This is a genomic window from Halostagnicola kamekurae, assembly GCF_900116205.1.
GTDB lineage: Archaea > Halobacteriota > Halobacteria > Halobacteriales > Natrialbaceae > Halostagnicola > Halostagnicola kamekurae.
Map to the genome: position 1 here is coordinate 583932 of NZ_FOZS01000001.1, position 26025 is coordinate 609956.

General features: G+C 63.0%; 20 protein-coding genes. 11 read left to right on the forward strand and 9 right to left on the reverse strand.

The window, feature by feature from the left end:
* Positions 1–53: 53 nt before the first annotated feature.
* Complete coding sequence (locus BM348_RS02895) at positions 54–458, forward strand: DUF5811 family protein (protein WP_092901704.1); 405 nt, start codon at positions 54–56, stop codon at positions 456–458.
* A gap of 24 nt (positions 459–482) precedes the next feature.
* Here BM348_RS02895 and BM348_RS02900 read toward each other — a convergent pair whose 3' ends face one another.
* From BM348_RS02900 to BM348_RS02920, 4 genes are all read right to left on the reverse strand, one after another.
* Complete coding sequence (locus BM348_RS02900; RefSeq protein WP_092901707.1) at positions 483–890, reverse strand: DUF6276 family protein; 408 nt, start codon at positions 888–890, stop codon at positions 483–485.
* 108 nt (positions 891–998) lie between these two features.
* Positions 999–1721, reverse strand: coding sequence for a V-type ATP synthase subunit D (locus BM348_RS02905; RefSeq protein ID WP_092901710.1), 723 nt, complete (start codon positions 1719–1721; stop codon positions 999–1001).
* Between the two features lie 109 nt (positions 1722–1830).
* Complete coding sequence (locus BM348_RS02910) at positions 1831–2322, reverse strand: helix-turn-helix transcriptional regulator (protein WP_092901713.1); 492 nt, start codon at positions 2320–2322, stop codon at positions 1831–1833.
* A gap of 251 nt (positions 2323–2573) precedes the next feature.
* Positions 2574–3128: a chemotaxis protein CheD gene (locus BM348_RS02920; protein WP_092903566.1), complete on the reverse strand. Its 555-nt coding sequence runs from the start codon at positions 3126–3128 to the stop codon at positions 2574–2576.
* A gap of 480 nt (positions 3129–3608) precedes the next feature.
* Here BM348_RS02920 and BM348_RS02925 point away from each other — a divergent pair, with 480 nt between their 5' ends.
* A complete protein-coding gene (locus tag BM348_RS02925) occupies positions 3609–4073 on the forward strand; it encodes a chemotaxis protein CheW (protein ID WP_092901719.1) in 465 nt (154 codons plus the stop codon).
* A 64-nt stretch (positions 4074–4137) separates the two neighbouring features.
* On the opposite strand, the gene cheB is transcribed toward BM348_RS02925, so the two are convergent.
* Genes cheB through BM348_RS02940 form a run of 3 tightly spaced genes read right to left on the reverse strand, consistent with a single transcriptional unit; the run spans position 4138 to position 7301 of the window.
* The gene (cheB, locus tag BM348_RS02930) at positions 4138–5268 is read right to left on the reverse strand and encodes a chemotaxis-specific protein-glutamate methyltransferase CheB (RefSeq protein ID WP_092901722.1); all 1131 of its coding nucleotides are present in this window, start codon (positions 5266–5268) and stop codon (positions 4138–4140) included.
* A gap of 24 nt (positions 5269–5292) precedes the next feature.
* Positions 5293–6405 (reverse strand): chemotaxis protein CheW, encoded by a 1113-nt coding sequence (locus BM348_RS02935; RefSeq protein WP_092901725.1) that lies wholly within the window; start codon positions 6403–6405, stop codon positions 5293–5295.
* The gene (locus tag BM348_RS02940; RefSeq protein WP_092901728.1) at positions 6402–7301 is read right to left on the reverse strand and encodes a ParA family protein; all 900 of its coding nucleotides are present in this window, start codon (positions 7299–7301) and stop codon (positions 6402–6404) included. Before BM348_RS02940 ends, BM348_RS02935 begins: the two co-directional genes overlap by 4 nt.
* Positions 7302–7738: 437 nt before the next feature.
* On the opposite strand from BM348_RS02940, the gene BM348_RS02945 reads away from it, so the two are divergent.
* The 3 genes from BM348_RS02945 (at position 7739) to BM348_RS02955 (ending at position 13106) form a co-directional block, all read left to right on the forward strand.
* Positions 7739–9712, forward strand: coding sequence for a chemotaxis protein CheA (locus tag BM348_RS02945; RefSeq protein ID WP_092901731.1), 1974 nt, complete (start codon positions 7739–7741; stop codon positions 9710–9712).
* Positions 9713–9869: 157 nt separating this feature from the next.
* The gene (locus BM348_RS02950; RefSeq protein WP_092901734.1) at positions 9870–11327 is read left to right on the forward strand and encodes a globin-coupled sensor protein; all 1458 of its coding nucleotides are present in this window, start codon (positions 9870–9872) and stop codon (positions 11325–11327) included.
* A gap of 123 nt (positions 11328–11450) precedes the next feature.
* The gene (locus tag BM348_RS02955; protein WP_092901737.1) at positions 11451–13106 is read left to right on the forward strand and encodes a globin-coupled sensor protein; all 1656 of its coding nucleotides are present in this window, start codon (positions 11451–11453) and stop codon (positions 13104–13106) included.
* A 60-nt stretch (positions 13107–13166) separates the two neighbouring features.
* Here BM348_RS02955 and BM348_RS02960 read toward each other — a convergent pair whose 3' ends face one another.
* The gene (locus tag BM348_RS02960) at positions 13167–14756 is read right to left on the reverse strand and encodes an aldehyde dehydrogenase family protein (protein WP_092901740.1); all 1590 of its coding nucleotides are present in this window, start codon (positions 14754–14756) and stop codon (positions 13167–13169) included.
* A 283-nt stretch (positions 14757–15039) separates the two neighbouring features.
* Here BM348_RS02960 and BM348_RS02965 point away from each other — a divergent pair, with 283 nt between their 5' ends.
* The 6 genes from BM348_RS02965 to BM348_RS02990 all read left to right on the forward strand — a co-directional run bounded on the left by BM348_RS02965 (position 15040) and on the right by BM348_RS02990 (position 23900).
* Positions 15040–15978, forward strand: a complete 939-nt coding sequence (locus BM348_RS02965; RefSeq protein ID WP_092901743.1) for a proline dehydrogenase family protein — start codon at positions 15040–15042, stop codon at positions 15976–15978.
* A gap of 189 nt (positions 15979–16167) precedes the next feature.
* Entirely contained in the window at positions 16168–17217 is a 1050-nt protein-coding gene (gene rtcA / locus BM348_RS02970; protein WP_092903568.1) for an RNA 3'-terminal phosphate cyclase, read from the forward strand.
* Between the two features lie 114 nt (positions 17218–17331).
* Positions 17332–18285, forward strand: coding sequence for a bifunctional 2-dehydro-3-deoxygluconokinase/2-dehydro-3-deoxygalactonokinase (gene kdgK1, locus BM348_RS02975; protein ID WP_092903570.1), 954 nt, complete (start codon positions 17332–17334; stop codon positions 18283–18285).
* 140 nt (positions 18286–18425) lie between these two features.
* Complete coding sequence (locus tag BM348_RS21075; protein ID WP_092903572.1) at positions 18426–19592, forward strand: hypothetical protein; 1167 nt, start codon at positions 18426–18428, stop codon at positions 19590–19592.
* A 365-nt stretch (positions 19593–19957) separates the two neighbouring features.
* Positions 19958–21433, forward strand: a complete 1476-nt coding sequence (locus BM348_RS02985) for a dihydrolipoyl dehydrogenase family protein (protein ID WP_092901746.1) — start codon at positions 19958–19960, stop codon at positions 21431–21433.
* 76 nt (positions 21434–21509) lie between these two features.
* On the forward strand, positions 21510–23900 hold the full coding sequence (locus BM348_RS02990; protein ID WP_092901749.1) for a S8 family serine peptidase: 2391 nt from the start codon (positions 21510–21512) through the stop codon (positions 23898–23900).
* An 87-nt stretch (positions 23901–23987) separates the two neighbouring features.
* Here the strand turns inward: BM348_RS02990 and BM348_RS02995 are convergent, their stop codons facing one another.
* Positions 23988–25724, reverse strand: a complete 1737-nt coding sequence (locus BM348_RS02995) for a methyl-accepting chemotaxis protein (protein WP_092901752.1) — start codon at positions 25722–25724, stop codon at positions 23988–23990.
* Between the last annotated feature and the right edge of the window lie 301 nt (positions 25725–26025).

Below are 26025 nucleotides of genomic sequence, written 5' to 3' on the forward strand. Positions count from 1 at the left end.
CGGAAGCCGAATCCTTTTGACCGCTCGGCCCCATAGGACCGGTAGGACTTCTCATGAACGGAAATACGCCGTACGCGGGCTTGCCGGGTGTCACTGGGGCTGGAAAGCGTGCAGCGGCGGATATCCCCGAGATCTCGAACACACAAAAACGAACACTTCACCGGGACGTCTCCCGAATCGCCGCTCGAACGCGGGAGTTCCTGCCGAACGAGTACGTGGTCGATTCGGACATCTCGCAGGGGACCGCCGGGCCCCAAGTGACCGTCGCGGTTCGGCCGCCCGTCGGACACGCGGTCAGCGCCGGATTCACGCCCGACCTCGAGACAGATCTCGAGGACGCCGCTGACGAAGTGATCGACGCCGACGAGCGCGACGAAGTCGCTCGCGGGCTCGCGGCCAGCGCCGCGTTGCAGGTCAAACAGGCGCTGAGCAACAACGTGAAACCGACGGCGAGATAGGGATTTCCGAACCGATTTTCGCGGTTAGTAAAGGAGCTGCTCGAGCTGGTGCACTCGGCGCTCGAGGTCGGTTTCCGGTTCGATCGTCGGGTCCCGACAGAGCCGCTCGAGCGTCAACAGCGGATCCGTTCCCGCCTGTTCTAGGTCCGCCAGCAATGCCTCGAGCCGATCTCGGTTCCGCGCGAGCGACGTGCACAACTCGAGAGCCAGTGCGATGCCGACGGCCGGTTTCTGTCGGGTCGGGAACGCCTCGCTGACCGCGGTGACGTCTGCACGCTCGCTCCGGCTCGTCCCGTCGGTTTCCGAACGGGGACGGACGCGCAGACAGCGCGTACAGATCGTCGCCGTCGACGCTTCTGACGGCGCGTACTCTCTGTACGAATCGGGAACTGCAAATCGAACGACGGGGGACTCACATCGAGAACAAACCATATCTTGCGTTCGAACGCTGCCGTCGTCCGGACGACCGCGCTTTCGGGCCGTCCTCGAGATAGCGGTCGATCCCTCGGAATCGTTGTAGATGAGTGGCCAGCGATGCCGTCAGTCGCCGCCCGCTGCACTTCCAACGGGCGGCGTTTGATCGCCTTCGAGGTCGTCTGCTTGTTCGGCTTCTTCTTCGGCCTTCTCTTCCTTTTCTTCCTGTTCTTTCTTCTCTTTGATCTTCTTCAGGCGGAAGGTCTCCTCGCGTTCTTGCTCCTCGAGTTTCTGTTCGATGTATTCCTGGCTGCTGTAGAGTTCCGGCAGGAGTTTGAACTCGAGGGCGTTGACGCGCCGTTTGGTCGTCTCGATCTCGCGGAGCATCTTCTTCATCGCGGTCTCGACCTCGGCGGCCAGGATGATGCTCTCTAAGAGGTCCTCGTAGGCTTCCGCGGCCTCGTCGATGCGCGCGGAGGTGCCCATGATCCCGTAACCGCGCTGATCTAAGTTCTTCGAGACGCGGGAGGATTCGATCTGGGGAACGACGACGCCCATGATGTTTTTCGACTCGGTGGTGATCTCCGGGTGTTCCTGCAGCGCCGCGGCCGCGCCGCGGACTGCGACGTCGCCTTCCATCGCTCGAGCCATGTTGATCGTCTTCTGGGCCCGTTCGTAGTCCTCGGAGAGTTCCCCGCGGACGTCCTGAGCTTTGTCCAGGATGTCCATGAACTCCATGATGAGGCCGTCTCGCTTCTTCTCGAGCGTGCCGTGGCCGCGTTCGGAGAGCTCGATGCGCTCCTCGATCGCCATCAAGTTCTTGCGGGTCGGCTTGACATCTTTGGCCATGTTATGGGAGGGTTGCGCTCCCAGTCGGATAACTGTTTACAGTTTTGGTCGTGGGACTCGGAGACGGTGAGTCCCGGTAGCGAACGCCCGCCTGTTGGCGGGCGAGCTGTCACGAGAGAAACGCGTACAAAAGGAGTCCGAAGGCGAGGTGTTGGACCATCGTCTCCTCGACAGTCGAGTGGACCTGTTCCTCGTTCGCGACGGCGTACTCTTTGGTTCGGATCTCCGAGCGCATCGAGAGGACGTCGTCTTCCTCGAGCGCGTGGAGTCGAGGGTAGACGGTTCCCGGACTGAGTTCCGTTTCGAAGAGCCGATTCAGGTCCGTGAGCAGCTCTTTCCCGTGTGTTTCACCGTGCAACGAGATGAGAACGAGCAGTACCTCGTCGAGGTTCTCCTTGACCAGTGTGTCCTCGAAGTGAACGTCGTTGGTCTGGAGAACGTCGTTGACTTGCGCCATGAGTTCCTCGAACTCGTGTTCGATATCGACCGGGTCTTCGCGCTCGTTCACTGGCGTTTCGTACGATTCCGACGTCCGTTTTGTCGTAATCACTTTCGATAACTTCTCGAGAAGTGACATACTCTCTGGTGGCTCCTCACGCATTCTCGATCACCATGGGGGTTTCGTGGCTGTAACAATCCACTTCCGACCCGCTTAATTGGGGTCTCAGGATTGGTCGTTGTCCACGACTAATCAAGCCGAGGAACGGCCACACAATAAACGACAGGGAACCAATCAACACCGATCTAAATAATTCAATGATGATGAACTTCATAATAATGGCTATGTTCCGATACCATCACGTGCGAACGGACCGTTCGAGCTGATCGTGTTTCGCATCGAAAACACCCGGTTTAGATGACTCGATCGGAGCTGTCTGATCGTTGAATAGACACCGAACCAGTCCGCGAGTCGACGGTTATCGATCGCCCAATCGAACCGCCGGTATCCGTTCCAGCGATCGGAATATCGCGGGACTCGAGTGCTGTGCGAGCCGCGGTCACGTTCTGTTCCCCGATCGACTCGCCGTCGTTTTCGAAGTCCATCATCGTCGCGCCGCCGGCGAGTTTGGCCGTCGCTCGCGAGACGGATCCGCCCAGCGCCGTGAACGAATCGATCATCGCTTCGATCCCGGCGTCCCCAAACTTCGCGGGATTCGGATCCGGGTTCGAGATTTGCTCGATCGACGGCAGCATGAAATGCAACAACCCGGTGACGGCCGCGGACTCGTCGTGCAACACGACACCGATGCAGGATCCGAACCCGCTCGAGCGAAGCGTCTGGTACTCGTTGTGGGCGGTGAGGGCATACTCGGCGATTCCGACTTTGAACGCGGACTCCTCGATGTTGTCGGCCGGTCCCGGAACGACGGTCGGCGATTCGACTCGGGCGGCCTGTTGAATCGTCATCGGCTCGTCCGATCGGCGGTTGGTCGGCTTGGACGATCGTGTCTTCGAGGAAAACGTCGTCGAAGCGGATCCGGTAGTCGGTTGGGATTGAGACGAGTCCGTATCCGTTCGAAAGCGGTTTCTCCCGCGTGATTCGAATTTTCCTGCTCGAGCGACACTATCGTCAGTCATTTGATTTTGGTCCCGAATTTATGCCAAAACGGGCCGTTAGTAGTACAGTAGTGGATCCGTGTGGCAAAAGGAATCTGGCCGATAAACTGACATATACGGCACTGTTCGCTGTTTGTACATCGCGTCCTCGCAGTCGTCGCGCCGGTCGGGTACCTATCACCGAGCAGGCGTGGTAGTAGTAACAGCCGAGTCGGTCGTCGGATCAGCTCTCGGAACGTTCGTGGCCGCGAGAATTAAGTACGTGTCTGGGAAACGATTCAGTACGAAAGCGATTTCAACATCGGTTGAGATCGGGGGTGAATCCAACGTATGGCAGCAAAAGAGTACGAGCAGGGAGCCGTCGACGAGGGCATCGAGGAGACGAACGAGCAGGATGCAGTAGACGTACTGGAGTTCGAACTCGATACTGACGGGTTCTGTGTCGAGATCGGCTACATCGCGGAGATCGTAAACTGCGGCGAGTTGACCAACCTGCCGAGCACGCCGCCCCACATCGAAGGGGTCCTCAACCTCCGCGAGGAGGCCGTGAAGGTGATAAACCTCAAGCAGCTGCTCGAGGTCGGCGAGGAGTACGCCGACGAAAAACTCATCGTCTTCAAGCGAAAGGACGGCGCGGATAGTCGGCTCGGCTGGCTCGTCGACGGCGTTCGCGGCGTCCACTCGTTTACCCCGAGCGAGGTCGAAGCCGGCGGTAATGCGCCGGGCGTCGAAGGCGTTATTCGGCGAGGCGACGATTTCGTCATCTGGCTCGATCCGGCGCGGATGCGCATCTGAGACTCTCACGACCGAACCGACGACTTCTATCGCTGTGTCGTAGCGAACTGACCGAAAATTTCGACTAGTCGTTTCGCTCGTCGGTACAGAGGTCGACGATCGCCTCTGGGATGTCCTCGATCGCCAGAACTTGTTCGACCGACCCGGTTTCGATCGCGGCTTTCGGCATCCCGAATATTCGCGAGGTCGCTTCGTCCTGAGCGATCGTTCGACCGCCCGCATCGGCGACCGCCTTAATTCCGATCGCACCGTCCTGGCCCATGCCGGTCAGAATTACCCCGATCATGTGATCGTCGATGACGTCCGCCGCGGTTCGCATTGTCGCGTCGACGGCCGGCCTGACGTTGTTGATCTTGGGCGCTTTCGAGAGGTCGATGTCGATCCGGCCGCGCCGGTAGCCGGTCACCTCGAGGTGGTAGCCGCCCTTCGCGAGAACGCCCTCTCCGCCGCTTACGGTATCGTTGGAGCCCGCCTCGCGAAACTCGAGGTCCGTCGCCGCGTCGAGACGCTCGGCGAACGAGCCGGTCAGGGCGTCGGTCATGTGCTGGACGACGATGACCCGAAGATCGAGACTCGCCGGGAGGTTCGCGAGCAGCGTCTCGACGGTCTTCGGACCGCCGGTCGAGGAGCCAACGAGTAGCGTCGTCGTCTTCGACGACCCGGGTGCGTCCACTGATACGGATCCCGCCCGCGATGGCTCGCTGCTCGACGCCTTCGATCCCAACGACCGGCCGGTCCCTGTATCGACTCCTCGAGTAGTAGATCTCGCCGTCGAGGTGGATCTCGATCCCGACGGGGTGCTCGACTGCGAAGCGCCGGCGATTCGCTCGACGACCTCGTCGGCGCGATCCCAGAGCGAAACCGATCGCTCCTTGCCGCCGGGTTTTCTGATGATATCGACGACGCCGCGTTCCATCAACTCGAGCGCCTCTTCGGCGTCTTCGTGGACGTGTGCGCTCAAGACGACGATCGGGACCGGGTGTCGCTCCATGATCTTGTCGACGGCCCAGTGGCCCCCCTGTCCGGGCATCGAGATGTCCATCGTGATGACCTCGACGTCCGTGGTTTCGACGAGTTCGACGGCAGATTCGCCGTCGCTGGCCTCGCCGACGACGTCGTGTCCGCGCTGCTCGAGAATCTCGGTGAGAATGTTCCGCATGAACGCGGAGTCGTCGACGATGCCAACGGTAACCATGTACGAACGTTCTGAGACCCAGTATTAATACTCTTTCAGTGTTTCCATGAGCGACGCGAAATCGACCAGCGGCACCTGGGCCTGTTCGTCGGCGCGATAGCCGTGGATGATGCCCTCGAGGTAAGACTCGTCGATCGTGACAAGATCCATCTCGGTGATGTCGTATATCGGCGTGATCGATTCCTCGCTCGCGGATTCGACGTGGCTGATGTCGTCGACCCGCACCCCGATTCGGTGTTCGTCCTCGATCTCCTCCTGAACGATTATGTAGTCCCCGCCGGCCCCGTTTTCGTGGCTCGCGTTCGAGAGGTCGACGATCACCTTCGGGTTCAAGACCGCGATAATCTTGCCCCGCATATCGGTCACGCCGTCGATCGGTTCCGGCGACCGCGGGTACCGGGTCAGCCCCGACAGCTCCTCGACGGAACTGATGCTCTCGAGGGGGGCGGCGAACAACTCGTCGTTGAGTTCGAAATACAGCAGTTTCGTCTGCTCCGTTTCGTTCGTTTGCGCCTCGTCTCCGGTAACGAAGTCGACCTCCGTCTTCGTGACCGCCATCCGTTCGCCGGTCGTCACGCCGCCCAAGCCGGCCATCGATCCGCTCGACTGGTTCGTGTCCGCCTGGGCGGCAGCCTCGGTCGTCGGCCGCTGGTCGTCGACGGACGACTCTGTGTCGTGTTCGAGTTTGGAATTCATGTCGTTGTATTCGTATACAGTTCCCGCTCCGGAGCCGGTCGATTCGGCATCGGATGGTGACGGGTGGGCTCGGTCGGCTGCAGCGGGGGCGGTGGCGTCTCTCCCGTCGGGCGAAACGTCGGTATCGTCGCCATCGGACGGACCGTTGTCGTCGCTGCTACTCTCGGCGTCGACGGCAGCACCGTCTCTGTCAGTACCGGCGTCGACGCCGGCTCTGTCATCATCGGCGTCGGTATCCGACGGGGCACTTGTACCACCATCTGCATCGGTGGTATCGGCGTCAGTCGCGTCAGCCGTCGACTCGTCCGGATCGCCCGGAGAAACCCCGAGCTTTTCCGCTTTCTTCCGTTCTTCCGCCGAAAACTTCTCGCGCGTTCGGGAACCAACGTCCGATAGTTGGTCTTCGAACTGGTCGTCTGGGTCGGGTGTGTCCTCGCTCATGCGTTTACCTCTTTTTCTCGGGTTTGCTCTCGCCGACGGCGAATACCGTCGAGCGACAGCTGTGTCGCCGCCTCGACGTCGATTCCGAACGTCGGCGGCTCGGTCTGTTCCATGACGAGTCGGACGAGCCTGTCGTAGGTATCGAGTTCCGCGTTTGCGAGCGATTCCTCGTAGGCGTAGATCGACCGCTGGTTCTTCTTGGCCCTCGCGAACGCCGCCCGGTGGTCCGTCACCACGCCCTTCTCGCCGAACGTGTCCTCGAACCAGGAGACAATCCGCTGGTGTTCGCTCGTCATCTTCGTCGAGTCGACGGTCATCACCGAGGCGAGATAGGAGATGTCGAGTTCGTGCATCATCTCGAGGACGTCGTACTGGTCGAACAGCAAGTCGACCGAGTGGGGCATCTCCGTCTCCGGGATCATCGGGATGACGATGTTTTCGCCCGCAGTTACCGCGTTCTTCGCGTACGGCGAGAAGTCGGGCGGGCAGTCACAGACGACGTAGTGGTACTCGCCTTCGAAGTGCTCTAAGAGCCGTCCGAATCGGTTCCCACCGGCGTCCGCGGCGTCGAGGGGCGTCTTGTTCCCGTTGTACGATTGGTTCGCGGGAACGAGGTCGAACTCTTCGTGGTCGGTTTCGATCAGCTCTGTCACTCGATCCCACTCCGATGGGTCCAGCAGCACCTCGTCAAGCGAGAGCGTGTCGAGATCGAAATACTGCTCGCGCTTGCCGAGGTTGGCAGTTAACGTTCCCTGCGGATCGAAATCGACGAGAAGGACTTCGAACCCGCGAGCTGCAAGCCCCCCCGCGATGTTCATCGCGGTAAACGTTTTGCCGGTCCCACCCTTCTGCAGTGTGACTGCGATCACTTCCGGCGTCTCGTCTGTCGCTGTCATTTTTTCTCCGTCTGATCGTGCGCTCGGATCATCCTCGTTTCGTGGTCCATCATCCAACGGCACCCAGTTACTCTCGCGTTCCAAAGATATGCGAAGTTCGTGTGCTGTTACACGAGAACTGTCAAACGCGACCCGGATAACTGTTCTGGCCCCGCTTTCGACCGGGCGAAACGGGCCCTCGAGAGCCCCGTCTCGAACCGATCGAGTTCCATTTCGAACCGATCGGCCCCATCTCGGCCCGCTTCGCCCCGACCGTCTCGACGGTGTGATCCTCCAGCCTACTGATGGGTCGACGACGAGTAACTCTCGAACGCACCCCACACGCGGCGTTTCAGACCGCTTACCGGCCGATAATGGCGGCTAGGAACGTTGTAAGGATATGGTAATTCAGCCAGTAAGCCTAAATCGTTGGTGTTCGACGTACTACGTATCAAGGTATGAGTGACGTTTTTGATACATTCATTCGGGAAAGCCAGGACGACCTTCTCCAGCTCAACAATTCGTTGCTGGCTCTCGAGGACAATCCGAGCGACGCCGAGGCGATCGACGCGGTCTTTCGGGTGAGTCACAACCTCAAGGGGAACTTCGGGGCGATGGGGTTCGAAGCGCCGTCGAACCTCGCACACGCGCTCGAGGATTTACTCGACGAGGTGCGAGAGGGAAACATGGCGGTGACCAACGACCGGATGAACCTGCTGTTCGAAGCGGTGGATTCGCTCGACGAGATGGTCACCCAGATCGACGAGTCGGGGGAGGTGCAACTCGACCCGAGCGCGACGGTCGCACAGCTCAGAGCGGAGATCGACGGCAGCGACGGCGAGGAAGTTACCACCCCGACGGACGACGGTGACGATTCGGCCGACGACTCGATCGATATTCCGTTCGAGACCCTCGCCGAGACGGAAGCGGCCAGCGCCGACTCGGTCTTTCACCTCGATCTCTCGATCGGTGACGGCGAATCGAACCTCGTCGATGCGATGTTCGTTCTCGGGGACATTCGGGACGGGTATACCGTTCACGCGGGAGTACCCGCGATCACCGACATCGAATCCGGCGAGTTCGAAGACGGGTTCGAACTGTACGTCTCGCCGGACTCGGGTGCGGCTGCCGACGACATTTTCGAGGAGTACGACGGTCACCGGTATCTCGAGTCGGTCGAAGTGACAGAGGTTACTGATGCGCTGGAAGGCGGGCTCGCGGACGACGAAGGCGAGGAAGACGGCGGATCGTCGGGGGGCGGCGGCGGGTCGGTACTCGACAATCACGACACGGAGATCGAATCGATCCGCGTCGACGTGACGACCATCGACGAACTCTACAACCAGGTCGAGGAGATGGTGACGAGCAGAATCAAGCTTCGAAACACCATCGAAGAACTGGGCGTCTCGGAGGTCGAAAAGGAACTCAGCGAACACGACAAGATCACCTCCCGCATTCAGGATACCGTCCTCGAGATGCGGCTGGTTCCGGTTCGGACGATCGCGGGCCACTTCCCGCGACTCGTCCGGGACATCGCACAGGATCAGGGCAAGGAGATCAACTTCGAGATGACCGGCGTCGACATCGAGATGGATCGGTCGATCCTGAACGAGATGCGCGACCCGCTCGTCCACCTCATTCGAAACGCGATCGATCACGGGATCGAAGACCCGGACGTTCGCGAAGCGAAGGGGAAACCTCGGGAGGGAACCATCGAACTTCGGGGCACACGCGAGCGCGATACGGTAACTCTCGCTATCGAAGACGACGGCGCGGGTCTCGATCCGGAGCGGATCCGTTCGAAGGCGATCGAGAAGGACGTCATGACCCCCGCAAAAATCCAGTCGCTCGAGCGCTCGGAGGTCTTCGAGTTGATCTTTCACCCCGGCTTCTCGACGAACGACGAGGTAACGGACATCAGCGGTCGCGGCGTGGGAATGGACGTCGTCAACCGCGTGGTCCAGAGCGTCGACGGCGACATCGACGTCGAGAGCGAACCCGGTGAGGGAACGTGCGTCACGCTGACCCTGCCGGTGAGCGTGGCGATCGAACGGGTGTTGTTCGTCGAAATCGGTGACGAGGCGTACGGCATTCCGATCAAGAACGTCGATGACATCTCGGTGATCTCGGATCTGGACGTCCAGTCGATCGACGACTCGAGGATCCTCAGTCACGACTCGAAGACGTACCCGATCATCGACCTCGGCGAGTCGCTGTCGGTTCCGAACTCCCAACAGCAAGACGACGACCTGATCGTTCGGGTCAAAGACGACATTCGCAAAGTCGCGTTGCGGTGTAACGGGATGAACGGACAGGAAGAGGTCGTCATCAAGCCGTTCCACGGCTCGCTCAGTTCCACCGAGGGAATCAGTGGCGCGTCCGTCCTCGGCGAAGGTGACGTGGTGATGATCCTCGACGTCGAATCGTTGTAGCCGATTCGTCACGGGAGCAATACTATCGAGCGACTCGGTTTTTCGGAATTCCAGTGCAATTCTCGGGACCATGTGCGACCGAGCACGGCGCTCGAGCGCGCTGTGGGCCAGTAAACCTAAACCCCGATAGCGAGGAAGTATACCAATTACTACCCACATGAACGAGGATCCATATCGAACGGACGGCGGGGCTGTGGCCGAGGTGGACCAACTCGGTATCGACGGCCAATCGCTGGCGTGGCGAAAGGAGTTCACGCGATTCGACGACGAGGATCGAAAACGGCTCGAGGAGATTTCGTCGGTTATCCGATCGGAGGCGGATCGAATCTCCGAAACGATCGCTGATCACTCGATCGCGATGGGGACCGTCGACTCGGCCGGTGCCGAGCGAATTCGACAGCAAATAAACGGCCACGTGGACGAGATGGCGTCCGGATCGTACGGCAAGCAGTATTACGAGAAGCGGGCGAAGGCCGGCGAGCGCTACGAGCAGATGGGAGTCGAACCGAGCATCGTCATCGGGGCCTACACGGTACACACCGAGGCACTGGTCGAGGGTATCGCGGCCGATATGCTCGAGGAGATCGGCGTCGCGAACGCGGATCCCGAGACCGACGTTGCTGCTGGTACTGTCCAAGATGGTGTCGAGACGATGGTCGAGCGGATCGTGTCGACGGTCAAGTTACTGAACCTCGATCAGCAGGTCGCGGTCGATCAGTACGTCAAGTCCTACGCCAACCTCGAGGAAGACCTCGAGCGTCGGGAATCGATCGCCGAGCGAACCCAAGAGATGGTCGCGGAACTCCGCGAGGCGACCGAAGACGTCCAGCAGGCCTCGAACGAGATCGACTCGATGACTTCGAGCCAATCCGAATCGATCTCGACCGTGACCAGCGAAGTGTCGACGGTCTCCGCGACCGTCGAAGAAGTCGCCTCGAACGCACAGGAGGTCAGTTCGACCAGCGACGAGAGCGCCGAGTTCGTCGAGGACTCGCTCGAGAACGGCGAGCAGGCCATCGAGAGCATGGAAAGCGTCGAGCAGGCGACCGAGCAGGTCTCCGAAGACGTCGAGGCCCTGCGAGAGGGCGTTCAGGAGATCGACGAGGTGGTCGAAGTCATCAACGACATCGCCGACCAGACGAATCTGCTCGCGGTCAACGCTTCGATCGAGGCCGCAGACAGCGGCCAGACCGGCGACCGGTTCGCGGTGGTCGCGGACGAGGTGAAGTCGTTGGCCGAAAACTCCAAAACGGAAGCGAAAAACATCGAACGCACGGTCACGCAGATTCAGGAGGACACCGAACACACCGCGACGAGCCTCGAGACGGCGATCGAGGAACTGGACGAGAGCGTTCAGATGGTTCAGGAGACGGTCGACAACCTCTCGCGTATCGAGGACCTGGTCAGCGATACCTCCGAGGGAATCAATCAGGTCGCGGAGGCGACCGACGATCAGGCCGCCAGCATCGAGGAAGTCGCGAGTATGACAGAAGAGGCGAAACGTCAGACTGAAGAGGTATCTGACAAGTCCGAAGAAATCGCCGCCATTGCGGACGAACAGTTCGAGCTCATGGACGACCTCGAGACGGAAGCGAATCGGCTGACTGAGGAGTAATAAACCGAATCTGTTCGTGTTGATGCTCCCCGTGTAGAGCCATCGGTCTCGTCCCCAAAACTTCGGTCGGCTGGAATAACAAGTGGATTTATATACTCAAAAGAGAATTGAAAAATCGTTATTATGACCGGCGATGGGAGCGAGTACAAGATCTCTGATGAGGATCGGCGAAGCGTCATCGGGTCGCAGTTGACCGACGAACTCGGCATCGACGCGGCGCAGATCGAGTGGCGAAAGGAATTCACGCGGTTCGACGGGGAAGACGTGCGTCGCCTCGAGTCGATGTCGGAGCTGTTAGATTCAATCGCGGACGATCTCGTCGACGATTTCTACGCGGAGATGCAGTCTCACGAGGAGACGATCGAGATACTGAACGCCTCGAGCAAGCGGGTCGAGGCGCTCAAACGCACCCAGGCGGAGTACCTCAGGGACCTGGGTCGCGGCGAGTACGGGCAGGATTACTTCGATCGGCGCGCGAAGATCGGGAAGCTACACGACATGCTGGATCTCGGCCCGGAGATCTATCTGGGTGCCTATTCGATCTACTACGAAGGGATTCTCGAGGCGGTCGCCAGCGAAGCGAAAGATCGACCGGCTCTCGCCGGCGAGCCGAACGAAACCGAATCGACAGCGCCGATGGAGACGTCTGCGAGTTCGAGTACGGGTACGTCGGATGTGGATGCGACGGGTGCGGACGCGTCGGGTGCGGATACCGCGCCGAATTCGAGCGCGGCGGCGACGAAAGCTCGAGACGAGGCGCTTCTCACCGCGAGCGAGGCGCAGGCGGCCGTCGACGAGGCCGTCGACGAGGTCGTCGAGCGCACGCTCTCGGCGCTCAAACTCATCAACCTCGACCAGCAGGTCGTGATGGACACGTACATCCACTCCTACGCAGACATCGAGGCGGAACTCGAGCGACGGGAGCGTGTGTCCGAAAGCGTCGAAGCGAGCGTCTCGGAACTGCGCGAGTCCGCCGACGACGTCGTCGAGCGGTCGAACGAGGTCGGCCAACTCGCCGACGAGCAAGTCGAGTCGATGTCTCAGGTGTCCGGCGAGATCTCGAGCCTCTCGGCGACGGTCGAGGAAATCGCCTCGAACGCAGAGGAGGTCAGCTCGACGAGCGAGAACGCCAGAGACATCGCGGACAACGCCTCCGACACGGCCGAAGATGCCCTCGAGAAGATGGAAAGTCTCGAAGAAGCCGCCAGCGAGGTCTCGGAGGACGTCGAGAACCTCCGCGAGCGAGTCGAGAAGATCGACGAGATCGTCAAAGTGATCAACACGATCGCCGATCAGACGAACCTGCTGGCGATCAACGCCTCGATCGAGGCGGCGACCGCGGGCGAGGCAGGCGACAGCTTCGCCGTCGTCGCAGACGAGGTCAAAGCCCTCGCCGAGGAATCTCAGGAGGAGGCGACGAACATCGAGCAGATGGTCGAACAGATTCAACGCGAGACCGAGAGCACCGTCGAGAGCATGAATCGGGCGGGAGCCGAGACCGACGACGCGGTCGACCTCGTCGAGGACGCCGTCGAGGATCTCAACCGAATCGAAACCTCCGTTCAGGAGGCGACGACCGGCATTCAGGAGGTCGCCGACGCGACGGACGATCAGGCCGCAAGCACCGAAGAGGTCGCCAGTATGACCGACTCCTCGATGGGGAAAGCCGAGGAGATAGCCGAGGCCAGCAACGAGATCGCCGAGGCCAACGAGTATCAGGCCGAACTCGCCAAGGAAATCGAGTCCGAGGTCCACGAGCTACGGGATCACGACGACTAACGCTCGTTATCGGAGCTATCGACAGCTCCTGTTTGATCTCCTCGGGCACGTTCCGCGTCGCTACTCGCGTTTTTCGCCGGTCGTGATGTCCGCGGAGAGTCCCTGTGCCATCTCGATCTCTCTCGAGTTGTTCACCGTCCAGGCGGTGCGTTCCGTGACCGCCTCGATGGCTTCGCGCGCGCTCGGATAACCGTTGCCGGACTTCTTGACGCCGCCGAACGGAAGCTGGATCTCCGCGCCGATACACGGTAGGTTCGCGTACGCGAGTCCGAGTTCCGCGTGGTCGCGGAACCGGTTGATCTGTCGGTAGTCTTCTGAGATGATCGCGCCCGCGAGGCCGTAGGGGGTGTCGTTGTGAATCTCGAGTGCCCGGTCGATGTCGCCGTCATACTCGATGAGCGCGACGTGGGGACCGAAACACTCCTCGTTCAGCGAGCGAAGATCGGGGTCGTACGCCATTTCGTAGACGAACGGCCCGACCCAGTAGCCGTTCGCGTAGCTGTCGCTTCCCTCGCCATCGGCGGCGGTGGCCGCCCCGTTTTCGTGTCCCTCGGGAATCTCCTCGTCCCCGAGTTCGAACCGGTCGACGAGCACCTCGGCTCCTTCCTTTCGGGCCAGTTCGTTGTGTCTCGCGATCTTCTCGACGTGGTCGGGCTCGATCACCGGCCCCATGAACGTCTCTTCCTCGAGCGGGTCGCCCACCGAGATGCGCTCGGCGACATCGACGAACCGGTCTTTGAACTCCTCGTAGACGTCGGTGTGGACGATCAGGCGCTCGCTCGAGACGCAGCGCTGGCCGGTCGTCTTGAAACTTGACATGACCGCGGCGTGGACGGCGATGTCGAGATCGGCTTCCTCGGTGACAACGATGCCGTTCTTGCCGCCCATCTCGCAGGCCGCGAGTTTGCCGGGTTCGCCGCCGACCTTGCTGGCGATCTCCTGACCGACTTCCGCCGAACCCGTAAAGAGGACCGTGTCGACGCGCTCGTCGTCGGTGATGGCCGCGCCGGCGTCGCCGAAGCCCTGGACCATGTTGAAGACGCCGTCTGGAACGCCCGCGTCCTCGAACATCTCGGCGATGATCTGGCCGCACCACGGCGTCTGTTCGGCGGGCTTCCAGACGACGGTATTGCCCTCGACCAGCGCGATGGCCATGTGCCAAAAGGGAATTGCGACGGGGAAGTTCCAGGGGGTGATACAGCCGACGACGCCGCGCGGTTTCCGGCGCATGTACGCGTCTTTCGAGGCGATTTCGCTCGGGACCACGTCGCCGTGGGGATGGCGGGCGTTGCCCGCGGCCCACTCGACCATGTGATAAGCTTCGACGACGTCTGCCCGCCCCTCGGAGATCTCCTTGCCGCACTCTTTCGTGACGATCTCGCCCAGTTCGTCCGTCCGCTCGCGTAGTTCGTGATAAATGTCCCAGAGGTGTTCCGCGCGATCGATGTAAGAGAGCGCTCGCCACTCGTCGGCGGCCTCGGCGGCGGCCTCGAGCGCCCGGTCGACGTCCGACTCGGTTCCGCGTTCGAACGTCGCGAGCGCCTCGCCGGTCGCCGGGTTCGTGCTGTCGAACGTCTCCGTTCCGTCGCCGGCGGTCCACTCGCCCGCGACGTAGTGTCCGTACGGGTCTTCGGTCGATTGGCGTTCCATACGCTTCCTTCACCCTCGAGAGAATTGTAGCTACCCCTCACGAAGGAGGGTGACGATGTAAAATGAATAGCGTTCGAATCGCATATAATATGGATGGCGGAGAATACGGCATATCAATGGCGGAATCAGTCGATCGACTCCCAGACGTGTTGGCCTCGTCCACCGAGCGGTTACTCGGACGCATCGAAGACGCCGACGTTCGAGCGCTCTTCGGTACCCGCTAGCACTCGAGAGCGAATATCGGTGTAGCGCTTAAGCACTCTCGGCCGAAACATCATGTGGGATGATACCACCGATCGCTAACCGGTTCGTCGCCGGAACGTCGCCAGCGACGGCGCTCGAGCACGTCCAGACGCTCGATGACGAGGGGGTCGGGGCGATCCTCAACTTGCTCGGCGAACACCACACGGATCCGGACGCGGTTGCCGCGGACGTCGACGCCTACCGATCGCTCGTCGACTCCATCGCGCGGACGGCGTTCGACGCCTGCATCTCGGTCAAGCCTTCGCAGATCGGCCTCGATATCGGCCCCGAGGAGTTCGAGTCGAACCTCGAGCGGATCGTCTCGCACGCCGCCGACCGCGGCGTCTTCGTCTGGGTCGACATGGAAGATCACACGACGACCGACGCGACGCTCGAGGCGTACGAACTGCTGGCTCGAGAGTACGCGGACCGAAGTGCTCGAGCGACGGAACCGGCTACTGGCGAGTCGACGGAGGCGGCGACGAACGGGTCGGGTGAAGCGGTGGACGAGGGCCGAGCGGCCGTCGATGGGGTCCTCGGGCTCTGTCTGCAGGCGAACCTGAAACGCACGCGCGAGGACTTAGAGCGGTTGGCCGACGTTCCGGGCAAAGTTCGACTCGTCAAAGGGGCCTACGACGAGCCGAAATCCATCGCCTACAAGGAGAAAGATCGGGTCGACGAGGCCTACCGAACGCTGCTCGAGGACGCGTTTGAAAATCGGGACGGCGGAATCGCGGTCGGGAGCCACGACCCGGAGATGATCGCCTACGCGAAGCAGTTACACGAGGAGCACGGAACGCCCTACGAGGTCCAGATGCTGATGGGCGTTCGGGCGGACGCCCAACGCGAACTGGCGGCCGACGGCGTCAGCGTCTACCAGTACGTTCCCTACGGCTCGCGCTGGCTGTCGTACTTCTACAGGCGCGTCCGCGAACGCAAGGAGAACCTGCTGTTTGCGGTTCGCGCGATCATTTCGTGAGCGGCAGGCGGCAGTCCCGTTCGCGGTGATCATCTCGTGGGCGGCGGACTCGTCCGCGGTATTCATCTCGTGGGCGCCAGTCCCGTCCGTGGCGATCATCTCGCGAGGACCGTCGGAACGGTCGCCCGTCGCGACCGGCGTTCGACCGCGAACGATAGAACAATCCACCTGGCCTGCGCACGGGACGCTATGCGCGAACTCGACGGCGCGGACGCCGGCGGCCAGTTCGTCCGAACGGCGCTCTCGCTTTCGGGTCTCGAGAACGAACCGATCCGGATCGAGAACGTCCGCGGCGATCGCTCGACGCCGGGGCTGCGACCCCAGCACCTCGCGGTGCTCGAGACGATGGAAGCGATTTGCGACGCCGAGGTTTCGGGTGCCGCGGTCGGCTCGGAAACGATCGAGTTCGACCCCGGTACCGACGCCGGTGTGGAGAAAGCGACCGTCCCGGGCGGTAGCTACGCTGTCGATATCGGTACCGCGGGCAGCGTCACGCTCCTGTTCGACGCCGTCTTGCCGCTCGCGAGCGCGCTCGAGGAGCCCCTCTCGCTCACCGTCACCGGCGGGACCGACGTCGCCTGGTCGCCACCGATCGAGTACGCGACGCAGGTCAAATACCCGATCCTGCGGCGCTTCGGACTCGAGGTGTGCTGTGAGGTCGATCGCCGTGGGTTCTACCCGGACGGCGGCGGCCGGGCGACGCTCCATCTGGCCCCGTCGGATCTCGAGCCGATCGATCTCGAAACCCGAGGGCCGGTCGACGGCGTGCGAGCGTACTCGACCGAGTCGGCGTCGCTGGCGGACAGCGACGTGGCCCACAGACAGGCGGGGGGAGCGCTCGAGCGGCTTTCGATGCGCGACGACGATACTGGCGGGATCGATGTTCGGACCCGACGGCTGACGACCGCCTCGAGCGACTGTCCCGGGTCGGCGATCGTGCTCCGACTGGAACACGCCGGCGGGCTGGCGGGATTCGGTTCGCTCGGCGAGCGGGGGAAACCGGCCGAACGCGTCGGCGAGGATGCGGCGGACGCGGCGAATCGATTTCTCGAGTCCGACGCGGCGGTCGACCGGCACCTCGGCGATCAACTGCTGGTCTTTCTCGCGCTCGCCGGCGGCGCGGTTCGGCTGCCGGCCGTCACCAACCACGTCGAGACCAGTCTCGGGCTGCTCGAGCGGTTCGGCTACGAATTCGACCGCGAACGGACGAGCGGTTCCGTTCTCGTTCGACGAGCGTAGGGAACCCGTTTCCCGCGAGCGCTCGAGAGATCAGTATCCCTTTTATTGCGCCGGCCGTTTTGCCGGCCATGACCGAGTTACGGCAGACGGCGAGCCCCCGTGGCGGTGAAACTCGTGAGTGATCTCGTTACCTTCGGCGAGACGATGCTTCGGCTCTCGCCGGCTGGAAACGAGCGAATCGAGACCGCAGGCGAGTTCGAGGTTCGCGCGGCGGGTGCAGAGAGCAACGTCGCGATCGCGGCAGAGCGGTTGGGAACCCCCTCGACGTGGCTCTCGAAGCTTCCCGACAACCCGCTGGGACGGCGCGTCGCCGGCGAACTCGAGCGATACGGCATCGACGCCGATCCGGTCTGGACGGAGGAAGGCCGGCAGGGAACCTACTACCTCGAGCAGGCGGGCAAACCACGCGGAACGAACGTCGTCTACGACCGGGCGAACGCGGCGGTCACGACCGCCGAAGCCGACGAGTTCGACCTCGAGGCGCTTCGAGACGCCGAGGTCTTTTTCACGTCGGGGATCACGCCCGCGCTGTCGGCGACGCTCGCTGAGACGACGGCGACGCTGCTCAAGACCGCGAGTCGGGCCGGAACGACGACGGCGTTCGACCTGAACTATCGGAACAAGCTCTGGAGTCCGTCCGAAGCGAAGGAGACGCTGACGGCGCTCTTCGATTCGATCGACGTACTCGTCGTCGCGGCTCGAGACGCTCGGCAGGTACTGGACCTCGAGGGCGACGCGGAGACCCTCGCGGAGACGCTCGGGACCGATCACGGGTTCGAGACGGTCGTGATCACCCGCGGTTCGGCGGGCGCGCTCGCCTGGCACGACGGCGAGTACCACGAGCACGACGCCTACGAGACCGAGACCGTCGACCCGATCGGGACGGGCGACGCGTTTACCGGCGCGTTTCTCGCCCGCCGGATCGACGGCGACGGCGTCTCGAGCGCGCTCGAGTACGCCGCGGCGACGGCCGCGCTCAAGCGAACGATCCCCGGCGACATCGCGGTCGTCACGCCGGCCGAAGTCGAATCGGTTATCGGAGAGCAGACGTCGGATATTTCGCGATAACCGGCTGAGCCGCCGCGTTTTCCCCGGTTTCGAAGTGGCGTCGAGATGTCCGCATCGACGTTCATGCGAGAGGATACCGAACACAATTGGACGGTTTTGCCAGAAACTGCTTTATGGTCCCGTCGGAACTCGAGACTGTCATGTCCAGAAGAACCGCAATCGCACTCGCAGTGGTGGTAACGACCGCGATGCTCACGGCCGCCGCGGTGGGCGGGGCTGCAGGCGCGAGCACGCAGGAAACGACCCAGTCGAGCGACGCCGAGGGCGAGGCCTACGCGGGAACGCACGTCGCGTTCGAGACGTCGAACACGGCGGTGACGAACTACAGCGTCGGCGGGGAGACGGTGTTCGAGAACGTCAGCGTCACCTCCCAGAGCGACCACGAGAGCGAGATGGGGATCGGAAGCAGTACGGGACTGTCGGCGGTGACGAACGTCTCCGGACTCGGACTCGAGTTGAGCGCGCAGACGGACACTCGAGTGGAGATCGCCTCGGAGGGGTCCGCCACGATGAGCGCCCACGACACCGAACGAGGTATCCTGACCGTGGACGCCGGCGGCGAATCCCAGTACGTCGAAGTGGCGCTCGCCGAGGAGAGCAACGCGACGGCCGAGAGCGACGGCGAAGCCGTCGTCGTCGAAAGCGAGAGCCGAACCGGTGCCTTCGTCGTCGCCGGCGACGGCGAGGTCAGCGTCAACGACGAGGGCGACGTGACGGCAGACCTCGGCGGCGACTCGACGCTCGTCTTCCGATCGTACGACGACGGCGAGCGCGACGAGGCGGCCAAAACGCAGGAACGACTGATCGCGAACGGCACGGCGACGGCCGAAGTGTACGCAGACGAGCAAGACGGCGAGCGAGTCGCCGACGTGGCCACCTACGGAGAGGACATCGCCGTCGAGACGCAGGCCGAGAGCGAACAGCGCCTCGAGATGACCGCCGAACGCGCCCAGAGCGAGGGCACGGTCATCATCGCATCGGTCTCCGACGCGGCGGTGGCGGGTGCCGAGTCGGCCGACGACCTCGAGGTGACGGTCGACGGCGAGGCCGCCGCCGAAGCCTCGTCCTACAGCGAACTCGAGGGTGCCATCGGGGGCGACCAGTCGCGGTACATGGTGACCCAGTCGGGCGAGGCCGACGCGTCGGCTGACGTGCTCATCGCCGTCAACCACTTCTCGGAGCGAGACGTGGCGGTCCAGAGCGCGAGCGCCGACGGCGGCGCGCTCGGCGATACCGTGCCCGGCTTCGGCGTCGGCGTCTCGGTCGTGACGCTGCTGTCGGCCGCGGCCGCTCGAGTCCACGGCTAATCGGCGCGACGAGTGAACGTGAACGCTGGCCGGATCTTCGCCAACAGAGTTGGTTTCAACCAGTCTGTCGCCACCGGCGTACTCTATCTGGCCGGGAGGACGGCTCGAGCACTGCGAGAGCCGTCTTCCCCAGGGAAAGGCAGGCTGACGGCAGCTTCTGGCGGATTGAAAGGGCGAGGCGGGCGCGGTTCGGAGCGAGCGAAGCGAGCGAGAACCGCGAAACCGCGGAGGGCTTTCTCTATGTTCGCGGTCACCGAGGCAATTCTGGCATTTCTCTCAGGAACGAGAACATCGGGTCGGTCGTTCGAAACGCTCCGGTTTACTAGGCGCGGAACGATTTTTTGTGTCGGCGCGAAAGCCACCGTATGGTACACGTCGCGATTATCGGTGGGTACGGCAGCGCGGGCGTCGCCGTCGCCGACGAACTGGTCGACCGCGCGGACGAGGACCCCGAACGCGACCTCGAGTTGACCCTGATCGACGACGGCGAGCCGGGCGGCGGGCTCTGCATTCTCAGGGGGTGTATGCCCTCGAAAGACGTGCTTTCGGCCGCACAGCACCGGTATCAGGTCAGACACGACGACCGGCTCGAGGGCGTTCCCGAAGTCGTCCCCGAGCGCGTCGTCGACCAGAAAGACGACCACGTCCTCGGGTTCGCACAGCACCGGCGGGATCACGTCCACGAACTCGCCGAACGCGAGAACGTCGAGTTCGTCCATGACACCGCCGAATTCGTCGACGATCGCGTACTCGAGGTCGGCGATCGAACGCTCGAGCCCGATTACGTCGTCATCGCGACGGGCTCCGTGGTCGACGTTCCCGACCTGCCCGGCATCGAGGACGTGCCGTTTTCGACGAGCGCGGACGTGCTCGACGCGACCGAGTTCCCCGACAGCGCCATCGTGATGGGCTTTGGCTACATCGGCCTCGAACTCGTCCCCTACCTCTCTGAGGTCGGCGGCGTCGACGTCACGGTCATCGAACACGACGAGCACCCCCTGGACGAGATGGAGTCCGAGTACGGCGAGACGGTCCTCGAGCTCTACCGCGAGCACTTCGACGTGGAAATCCTCACCGAGACCGACGAGAAACGACTCGAGACGATTGAATCGGGCGACGATCACAGCGACCGGGATCTCAACGCGACGGCGGCCGCGTCCGACGGCGTCCGCCTGCACGTCGACCGAGACGGCGTCGAGGAAACGCTCGAGGCCGAGAAGCTGTACCTCTTCACCGGTCGCCGACCAAACGTGGACGGCCTGGGGCTCGAGAACACGAGACTCGAAGTCGAGGAGGGATGGGTCGGCTCGACGATGCAGGCCCGCGACGACGAGCGCGTGTTCGTGGTCGGCGACGTCAACGGGAGAGAGCCGATCTTACACGTCGCCAAGGAACAGGGGTTCGCGGCCGGCCGAAACGTGCTCCGCCACGATCGGGGGCAGGATCTCGAGGCGTACGCGAACGTCCCCCACCACGTCATCTTCTCGGGGCTTGGCGTCTATCCGTTCGCTCGTATCGGGCACACCCCGGCGACGGCGAGCGCGAGCGATATGGATACCATCGTCGTCTCGAGCGAGGCGTCCTCCGAGGGCGTGTTCAAGTCGAAGAACCATCCGGAGGGGCGCGCGACGCTGGTCGTCAACGCCGACGACGGATCGGTGCTTGGCTATCAGGGGCTTCACCTCCACGCTGACGTGATGGCAAAGACGATGCAACTGGCCGTCGAGATGGCACTGGACGTTCGCGAGATTCCGGATCGGGCCTATCACCCGACGACGCCCGAAATCATCGATAGCCTCCTGCGGGCGGCCGAGGCCGAACTCGAGGAGCGATCCGAGTAGCTCCTCTGCGGTCGTCCTGTCGACTCGAGACGACGTACCCTCATTCTTAAGCGAGCGGACTGTCTCGATTTCGATAATGTCACGGGCAGTGAGCGGTGAGGATCGACGCCGAAACTGGCGCTCGATCGTGGTCGTGGTGGTCCTCGCGGCGTCGCTCGCGGTCGCGAGCGGTCCCGCGGCCGCCGCGGGAATCAGCGTCCCTGCGGACGGTGGGAACGAGAGCAAACTGTCGGGAACTCAGCCCCAGCGTGTCGACACCGCTGCGCCCGCGACCGATTCGAACCGACCCGCGATCGATCCGGCCCTCGAGAACACGACCGGAACGCAATCCGTCGTCGTCGAGTTCGGCGAGGTGGCGAACCAGTCGATCGAGGACGAGACCGCCGCGCGACGGGCAGCGGCCGATTCTCTCCAGCGGCCGCTCGAGACGTACGCCAATCGGACCGAAGGAGTCAGTTTCGAACACGGGTTCTGGATCGACAACGCCGCGGTGGTGACCGTGGACGCGGACCGAGTGGAGCCGTCGGACGCTGTGGCCTCGATAGCCGAACTCGACCGGGTGAGCCGCGTTCGACCGGAAGCGGAAATATCCGTTCTGCAGGCCGGAGACGAGCAGTCGACGGACTCGGACGCGGCCGCACTCGCCTCGAGCACCGCCGGCGACGTGCCGTACAACCTCGAGCAGACCAACGTCTCGGCGGTCTGGGAGGAGTTCCGAACCACTGGCGAGGGCGCGACGATTGCAGTCCTCGATTCCGGCGTCGACGACGACCACCCCGACATCGACCTCGAGCGGTGGAAGGACTTCACGACCGATCCGTCCCCCGAGCCGACCGTCTACGCTGACCACGGGACGCTGGTCTCGGGCGTCGCGACCGGCGGCGCGGAGCGCGGAACGCCGATCGGCGTCGCGCCCGATGCGGCCCTCCTCCACGGCGCGGTCGTCGCGGACTGTGCCGACGGTACCTGCAGGACATCCGAATCGGCCGTCCTCGAGGGACTCGAGTGGGCGGTCGAGCACGAGGCCGACGCCGTCAGCATCAGCCTCGGCTGGTACCGCTACAGCGAGTCGTTCATCGACGCCGTCGAGACCGCGAACGACGCGGGAACGGTCGTCGTCGGCGCGAGCGGCAACCGAGGAAACGGCTCCTCGCTCACGCCGGGGAACGTCTACGACGCCCTGAGCGTGGGTGCGACGAACGAATCCCGGGGGGTCGCCTCGTTCTCGAGCGGCGAAACGATCGAGACCGACGACGCGTGGGGGACCGACGCGCCGGACGACTGGCCCGAGACCTACCGCACGCCGGGCGTCGTCGCGCCGGGCGTCGGTATCGAGAGCGCGATCCCCGGCGACGGCTACCGGACGGCAAGCGGAACCAGCATCGCGGCACCGCACGTCGCCGGCGTGGTCGCGCTCGTGCAGTCTGCGACGGCGGCGGATCTCGAGGCCAGCGAGATCGTCGAGTCGCTTCGAGAGACGGCTACAAAACCGGACGACGCGTGCACGCGCTCGGACGACTGCGAGACGGAATCCGACACGCGCTACGGGCACGGCATCGTCGACGCCTACGCGGCGATCGACGCGCTCGGAACTCACGCCACCGTCGACGGGACGGTCACCGACCGCGAAACGGGCGATCCGATCCCCGACGCGACGGTGGCGCTGACCGCAGCCGACGGCGCCGAGTACGAGACGACGACGGACGCGGACGGCGGGTACGACGTGACGGGGCTCTCCGGCGCGCAGAAGTACACCGTCTCCATCGACGCGGACGGCTACGAGGGCGCCACCGAGACGAGCGACGTTCCGACCGACGAGACGACGACGATCGATTCCGCGCTCGCTGGTTCCGGGACGGCCGAGATACGCCTCACCGACGCCCACTTCGGGACCGGAATCGACACCGAGACGGTCGAACTCGTCGGCGACCGCGGAACGTACGCCGCAACCCACGTCGAAAACGGAACCTACGTCGCCGAGCACGTCCCGACGCTGGGCGAGTACGACCTTCGGATGACCGCCGACGGCTACGAACCCGAGAGCGCCTCGCTCTGGCTCGAGGCGGACGCCGAATCGGTCACCGAATCGTACGCGCTCTATGGGAACGCGACCCTCGAGGTCACCGCCGAAACGGGCGGCGGCGACCCCGTCGAGAACGCGTCGCTGTCGATCGCGCGCGGCTCGGGGGCGTCGTTCGAACCGACGGAGCGGACCGACGCGAACGGAACGCTCGCGGTGACGGTGCCCGGAACGGGCGAGCACTACACGATCGAAGCAAAAGCCGACGGGGCGGGATCGGGGTCCGCAGAGAGTGCGACTCTCGAGAGCGGTGAGCGAGATTCCGTGACGGTCGTCCTCTCGACCCGAACGCTTCCGACCGGCGGATTCGGACCCGTATCGGCCGTGATCGCGATGGCATCGCTCCTCGGATGGACGACGATGAGGCGGTATCGAAACTGTCGGTAACGGTTCGACGGTGTGTGGCCTCCGACAGTTGCGTGGTCTCCGGAGACTGCGTGGGTTACAACGGACGTGGCTACGACACCTTCGGGCCTACGACGGCTGTGGGGCGGCAGAATCCGGCCCCTTTCCGGCGGTCTCGAGGTCGAACCGGCCGAGGCGCGTCTCCATCTCGGCGGCCATCTCGTCGATCGACTCCGAGATCTCGGCCATCCGATCGATGGTATCGGTCTGCTGGTCGATGTTCGTCGAGACGGCGTCCATCCGGTCGTCGATCTCGGCGCTGCGCTTCGAGAGGTCGGTCACGATGTCCTGGACGGCCTGTGCGTCCGCCGCCTGATCCTCGGCCGCGCGGGCGATGTTCTGGATCCCCTGGTCCGTTTCCTGTACCGCGTCGTCGATTTCCTCGATGTGATCGACGATACCGTCGACCGCTTCGGCGCTCGTCTCGACCGTGGTATTGGCTCGTTCGACGGTTTCGACGGTCTCCTCGACGTCCGATTGGATGCCCTCGAGATCGCTCGAGATTCCCTCGGCGGTCTCTTTTGACTCGTCGGCGAGGCGTTTTATCTCCTGGGCGACGACCGCGAACCGATCGCCGGTGCCGTCGGCGCGCGCCGCTTCGATGTTGGCGTTGACCGCCAGCAGGTTCGTCTGGTCGGCGATGTCGCTGACGAGTTCCGCCATCTCCCCGATGGTTCCCATCCGTTCCTGGAGCGTCTGGATCTGCGTTACCGTCTCCTCGGACGCCGACATCGATTCCGCCATGCGCTCGAGTGCCGTTTCAGCCTCGGTCGCGCCCTGATCCGTGCGGTCGCTCGCCTCCGACGCCCGCTGCTCGATGGTGCCCGCGTTCGCCGTGATCTCCTCGATCGCCGCAGAGAGGTTCGAGACGTTTTCCTCGGCGACGGCCGCCTGCTCGGCCTGCTCGCTCGTTTTCGAATCGACGGCCTGACTCGCTCGATCGATCTCGACGGTCGCGCTCGAGGTCTCTTCGGCCGCGTCGACGAGCGTGTCGCTGATCTCGCTCAACTGTTCGGAGTTGTGTCGCACCTCCGCGAGGGCGTCGTGAATGGTGTCGACCGCCGTCGAGAGATCTGCGGCCATCGTCGAGAACCGATCGTAGGCCTCCTGTATCTCCTCGGAGTCGCCCTCGGGCTCCGGAATCGTCGGGTCGATCGTGAAATCGCCGTCGCTGAGTCTATCCATCCACCTCTGGAACGACTCGACGACCTCCTGCTGGTAGGCTTGATACTGTTCTAAGGTCTCCTGGCGATTGACCGCCTCGACGCGTTCGGACACGTTGCGGTTGATCTCGATCGCACCGGTCAGTTCGCCGTCGGCGTCGAAAAGCGGGAAGAACGTTCGACTGACGTAGATCGTCTCGTCGTCGACTTCGACGACGCCCTCTAAGTTCTGAATCGACTCTTCGGTCTCGAGGACCTCTTTCATCACTGAATTGTCGGCCTCGTCGAGGTCGAAGAGGTTCTTCTCGAGCAGTTCGCCGGGAACGCGCCCGAAGAGGTCGCGACACTCCGCGTTCGAGTGGGTGAAGTTCCCCTCGGCGTCGATGACGAAGATGGGATCGGTCGACCCCTGTAGATAACTGACGATGATCGACTCCGCGGTCGCCTCCCCGAACGGCGTTTCCGCGGAAACGCGCTCGACGTCGCCGGTCGGATCGAGTAACGCGCCGTCGACGCTCTCCCAGTCGCCGGTGTGACCGCCGACGGTCGTTTCCTCGGTCTCGTTGGGTCCAGATTCTGTCGACGAATCTGCCGATGCTGCTGGGCCGGTCAGGCCGACCAACCCCGTCACTAGGTTACGCATGCCAATCGGTATGCAGACCCAATATTTAAATCGGATGGCGGATTTCGGTCGGTATCTGAGAAACAGTACGGCGGTCCTACACGGTTTGTTCAGTTCTCGGCGACTCGAGAACCCGCGCTCTCGAGAGAAAGTACCCGCCCTATTTTGTTAAATGGGCCGCGATATCGTACGTGTCACGACCCCATGCCGTGAACGAACGGCTCTCGAACCGGAATTCTTACCGCGAGGCCTGCGCGCTACTCTCGCTATCAAACGCCGAAAACATCTAATATATGTCATATTGTGGGCCAGATAAATTAGT

Bases quoted from the DNA above. Each gene is read 5' to 3' on its own strand.
- BM348_RS02895 (WP_092901704.1), top strand. From the start codon at position 54: ATGAACGGAAATACGCCGTACGCGGGCTTGCCGGGTGTCACTGGGGCT.
- BM348_RS02910 (WP_092901713.1), bottom strand. From the start codon at position 2,322: ATGCGTGAGGAGCCACCAGAGAGTATGTCACTTCTCGAGAAGTTATCG.
- BM348_RS02945 (WP_092901731.1), top strand. From the start codon at position 7,739: ATGAGTGACGTTTTTGATACATTCATTCGGGAAAGCCAGGACGACCTT.
- cheB (WP_092901722.1), bottom strand. From the start codon at position 5,268: ATGGTTACCGTTGGCATCGTCGACGACTCCGCGTTCATGCGGAACATT.
- BM348_RS02955 (WP_092901737.1), top strand. From the start codon at position 11,451: ATGACCGGCGATGGGAGCGAGTACAAGATCTCTGATGAGGATCGGCGA.
- BM348_RS02925 (WP_092901719.1), top strand. From the start codon at position 3,609: ATGGCAGCAAAAGAGTACGAGCAGGGAGCCGTCGACGAGGGCATCGAG.
- BM348_RS02935 (WP_092901725.1), bottom strand. From the start codon at position 6,405: ATGAGCGAGGACACACCCGACCCAGACGACCAGTTCGAAGACCAACTA.
- BM348_RS02905 (WP_092901710.1), bottom strand. From the start codon at position 1,721: ATGGCCAAAGATGTCAAGCCGACCCGCAAGAACTTGATGGCGATCGAG.
- rtcA (WP_092903568.1), top strand. From the start codon at position 16,168: ATGCGCGAACTCGACGGCGCGGACGCCGGCGGCCAGTTCGTCCGAACG.
- BM348_RS02900 (WP_092901707.1), bottom strand. From the start codon at position 890: ATGGTTTGTTCTCGATGTGAGTCCCCCGTCGTTCGATTTGCAGTTCCC.
- BM348_RS02985 (WP_092901746.1), top strand. From the start codon at position 19,958: ATGGTACACGTCGCGATTATCGGTGGGTACGGCAGCGCGGGCGTCGCC.
- BM348_RS02990 (WP_092901749.1), top strand. From the start codon at position 21,510: ATGTCACGGGCAGTGAGCGGTGAGGATCGACGCCGAAACTGGCGCTCG.
- BM348_RS02995 (WP_092901752.1), bottom strand. From the start codon at position 25,724: ATGCGTAACCTAGTGACGGGGTTGGTCGGCCTGACCGGCCCAGCAGCA.
- BM348_RS02940 (WP_092901728.1), bottom strand. From the start codon at position 7,301: ATGACAGCGACAGACGAGACGCCGGAAGTGATCGCAGTCACACTGCAG.
- BM348_RS21075 (WP_092903572.1), top strand. From the start codon at position 18,426: ATGTCCAGAAGAACCGCAATCGCACTCGCAGTGGTGGTAACGACCGCG.
- BM348_RS02950 (WP_092901734.1), top strand. From the start codon at position 9,870: ATGAACGAGGATCCATATCGAACGGACGGCGGGGCTGTGGCCGAGGTG.
- BM348_RS02920 (WP_092903566.1), bottom strand. From the start codon at position 3,128: ATGACGATTCAACAGGCCGCCCGAGTCGAATCGCCGACCGTCGTTCCG.
- BM348_RS02960 (WP_092901740.1), bottom strand. From the start codon at position 14,756: ATGGAACGCCAATCGACCGAAGACCCGTACGGACACTACGTCGCGGGC.
- BM348_RS02965 (WP_092901743.1), top strand. From the start codon at position 15,040: ATGATACCACCGATCGCTAACCGGTTCGTCGCCGGAACGTCGCCAGCG.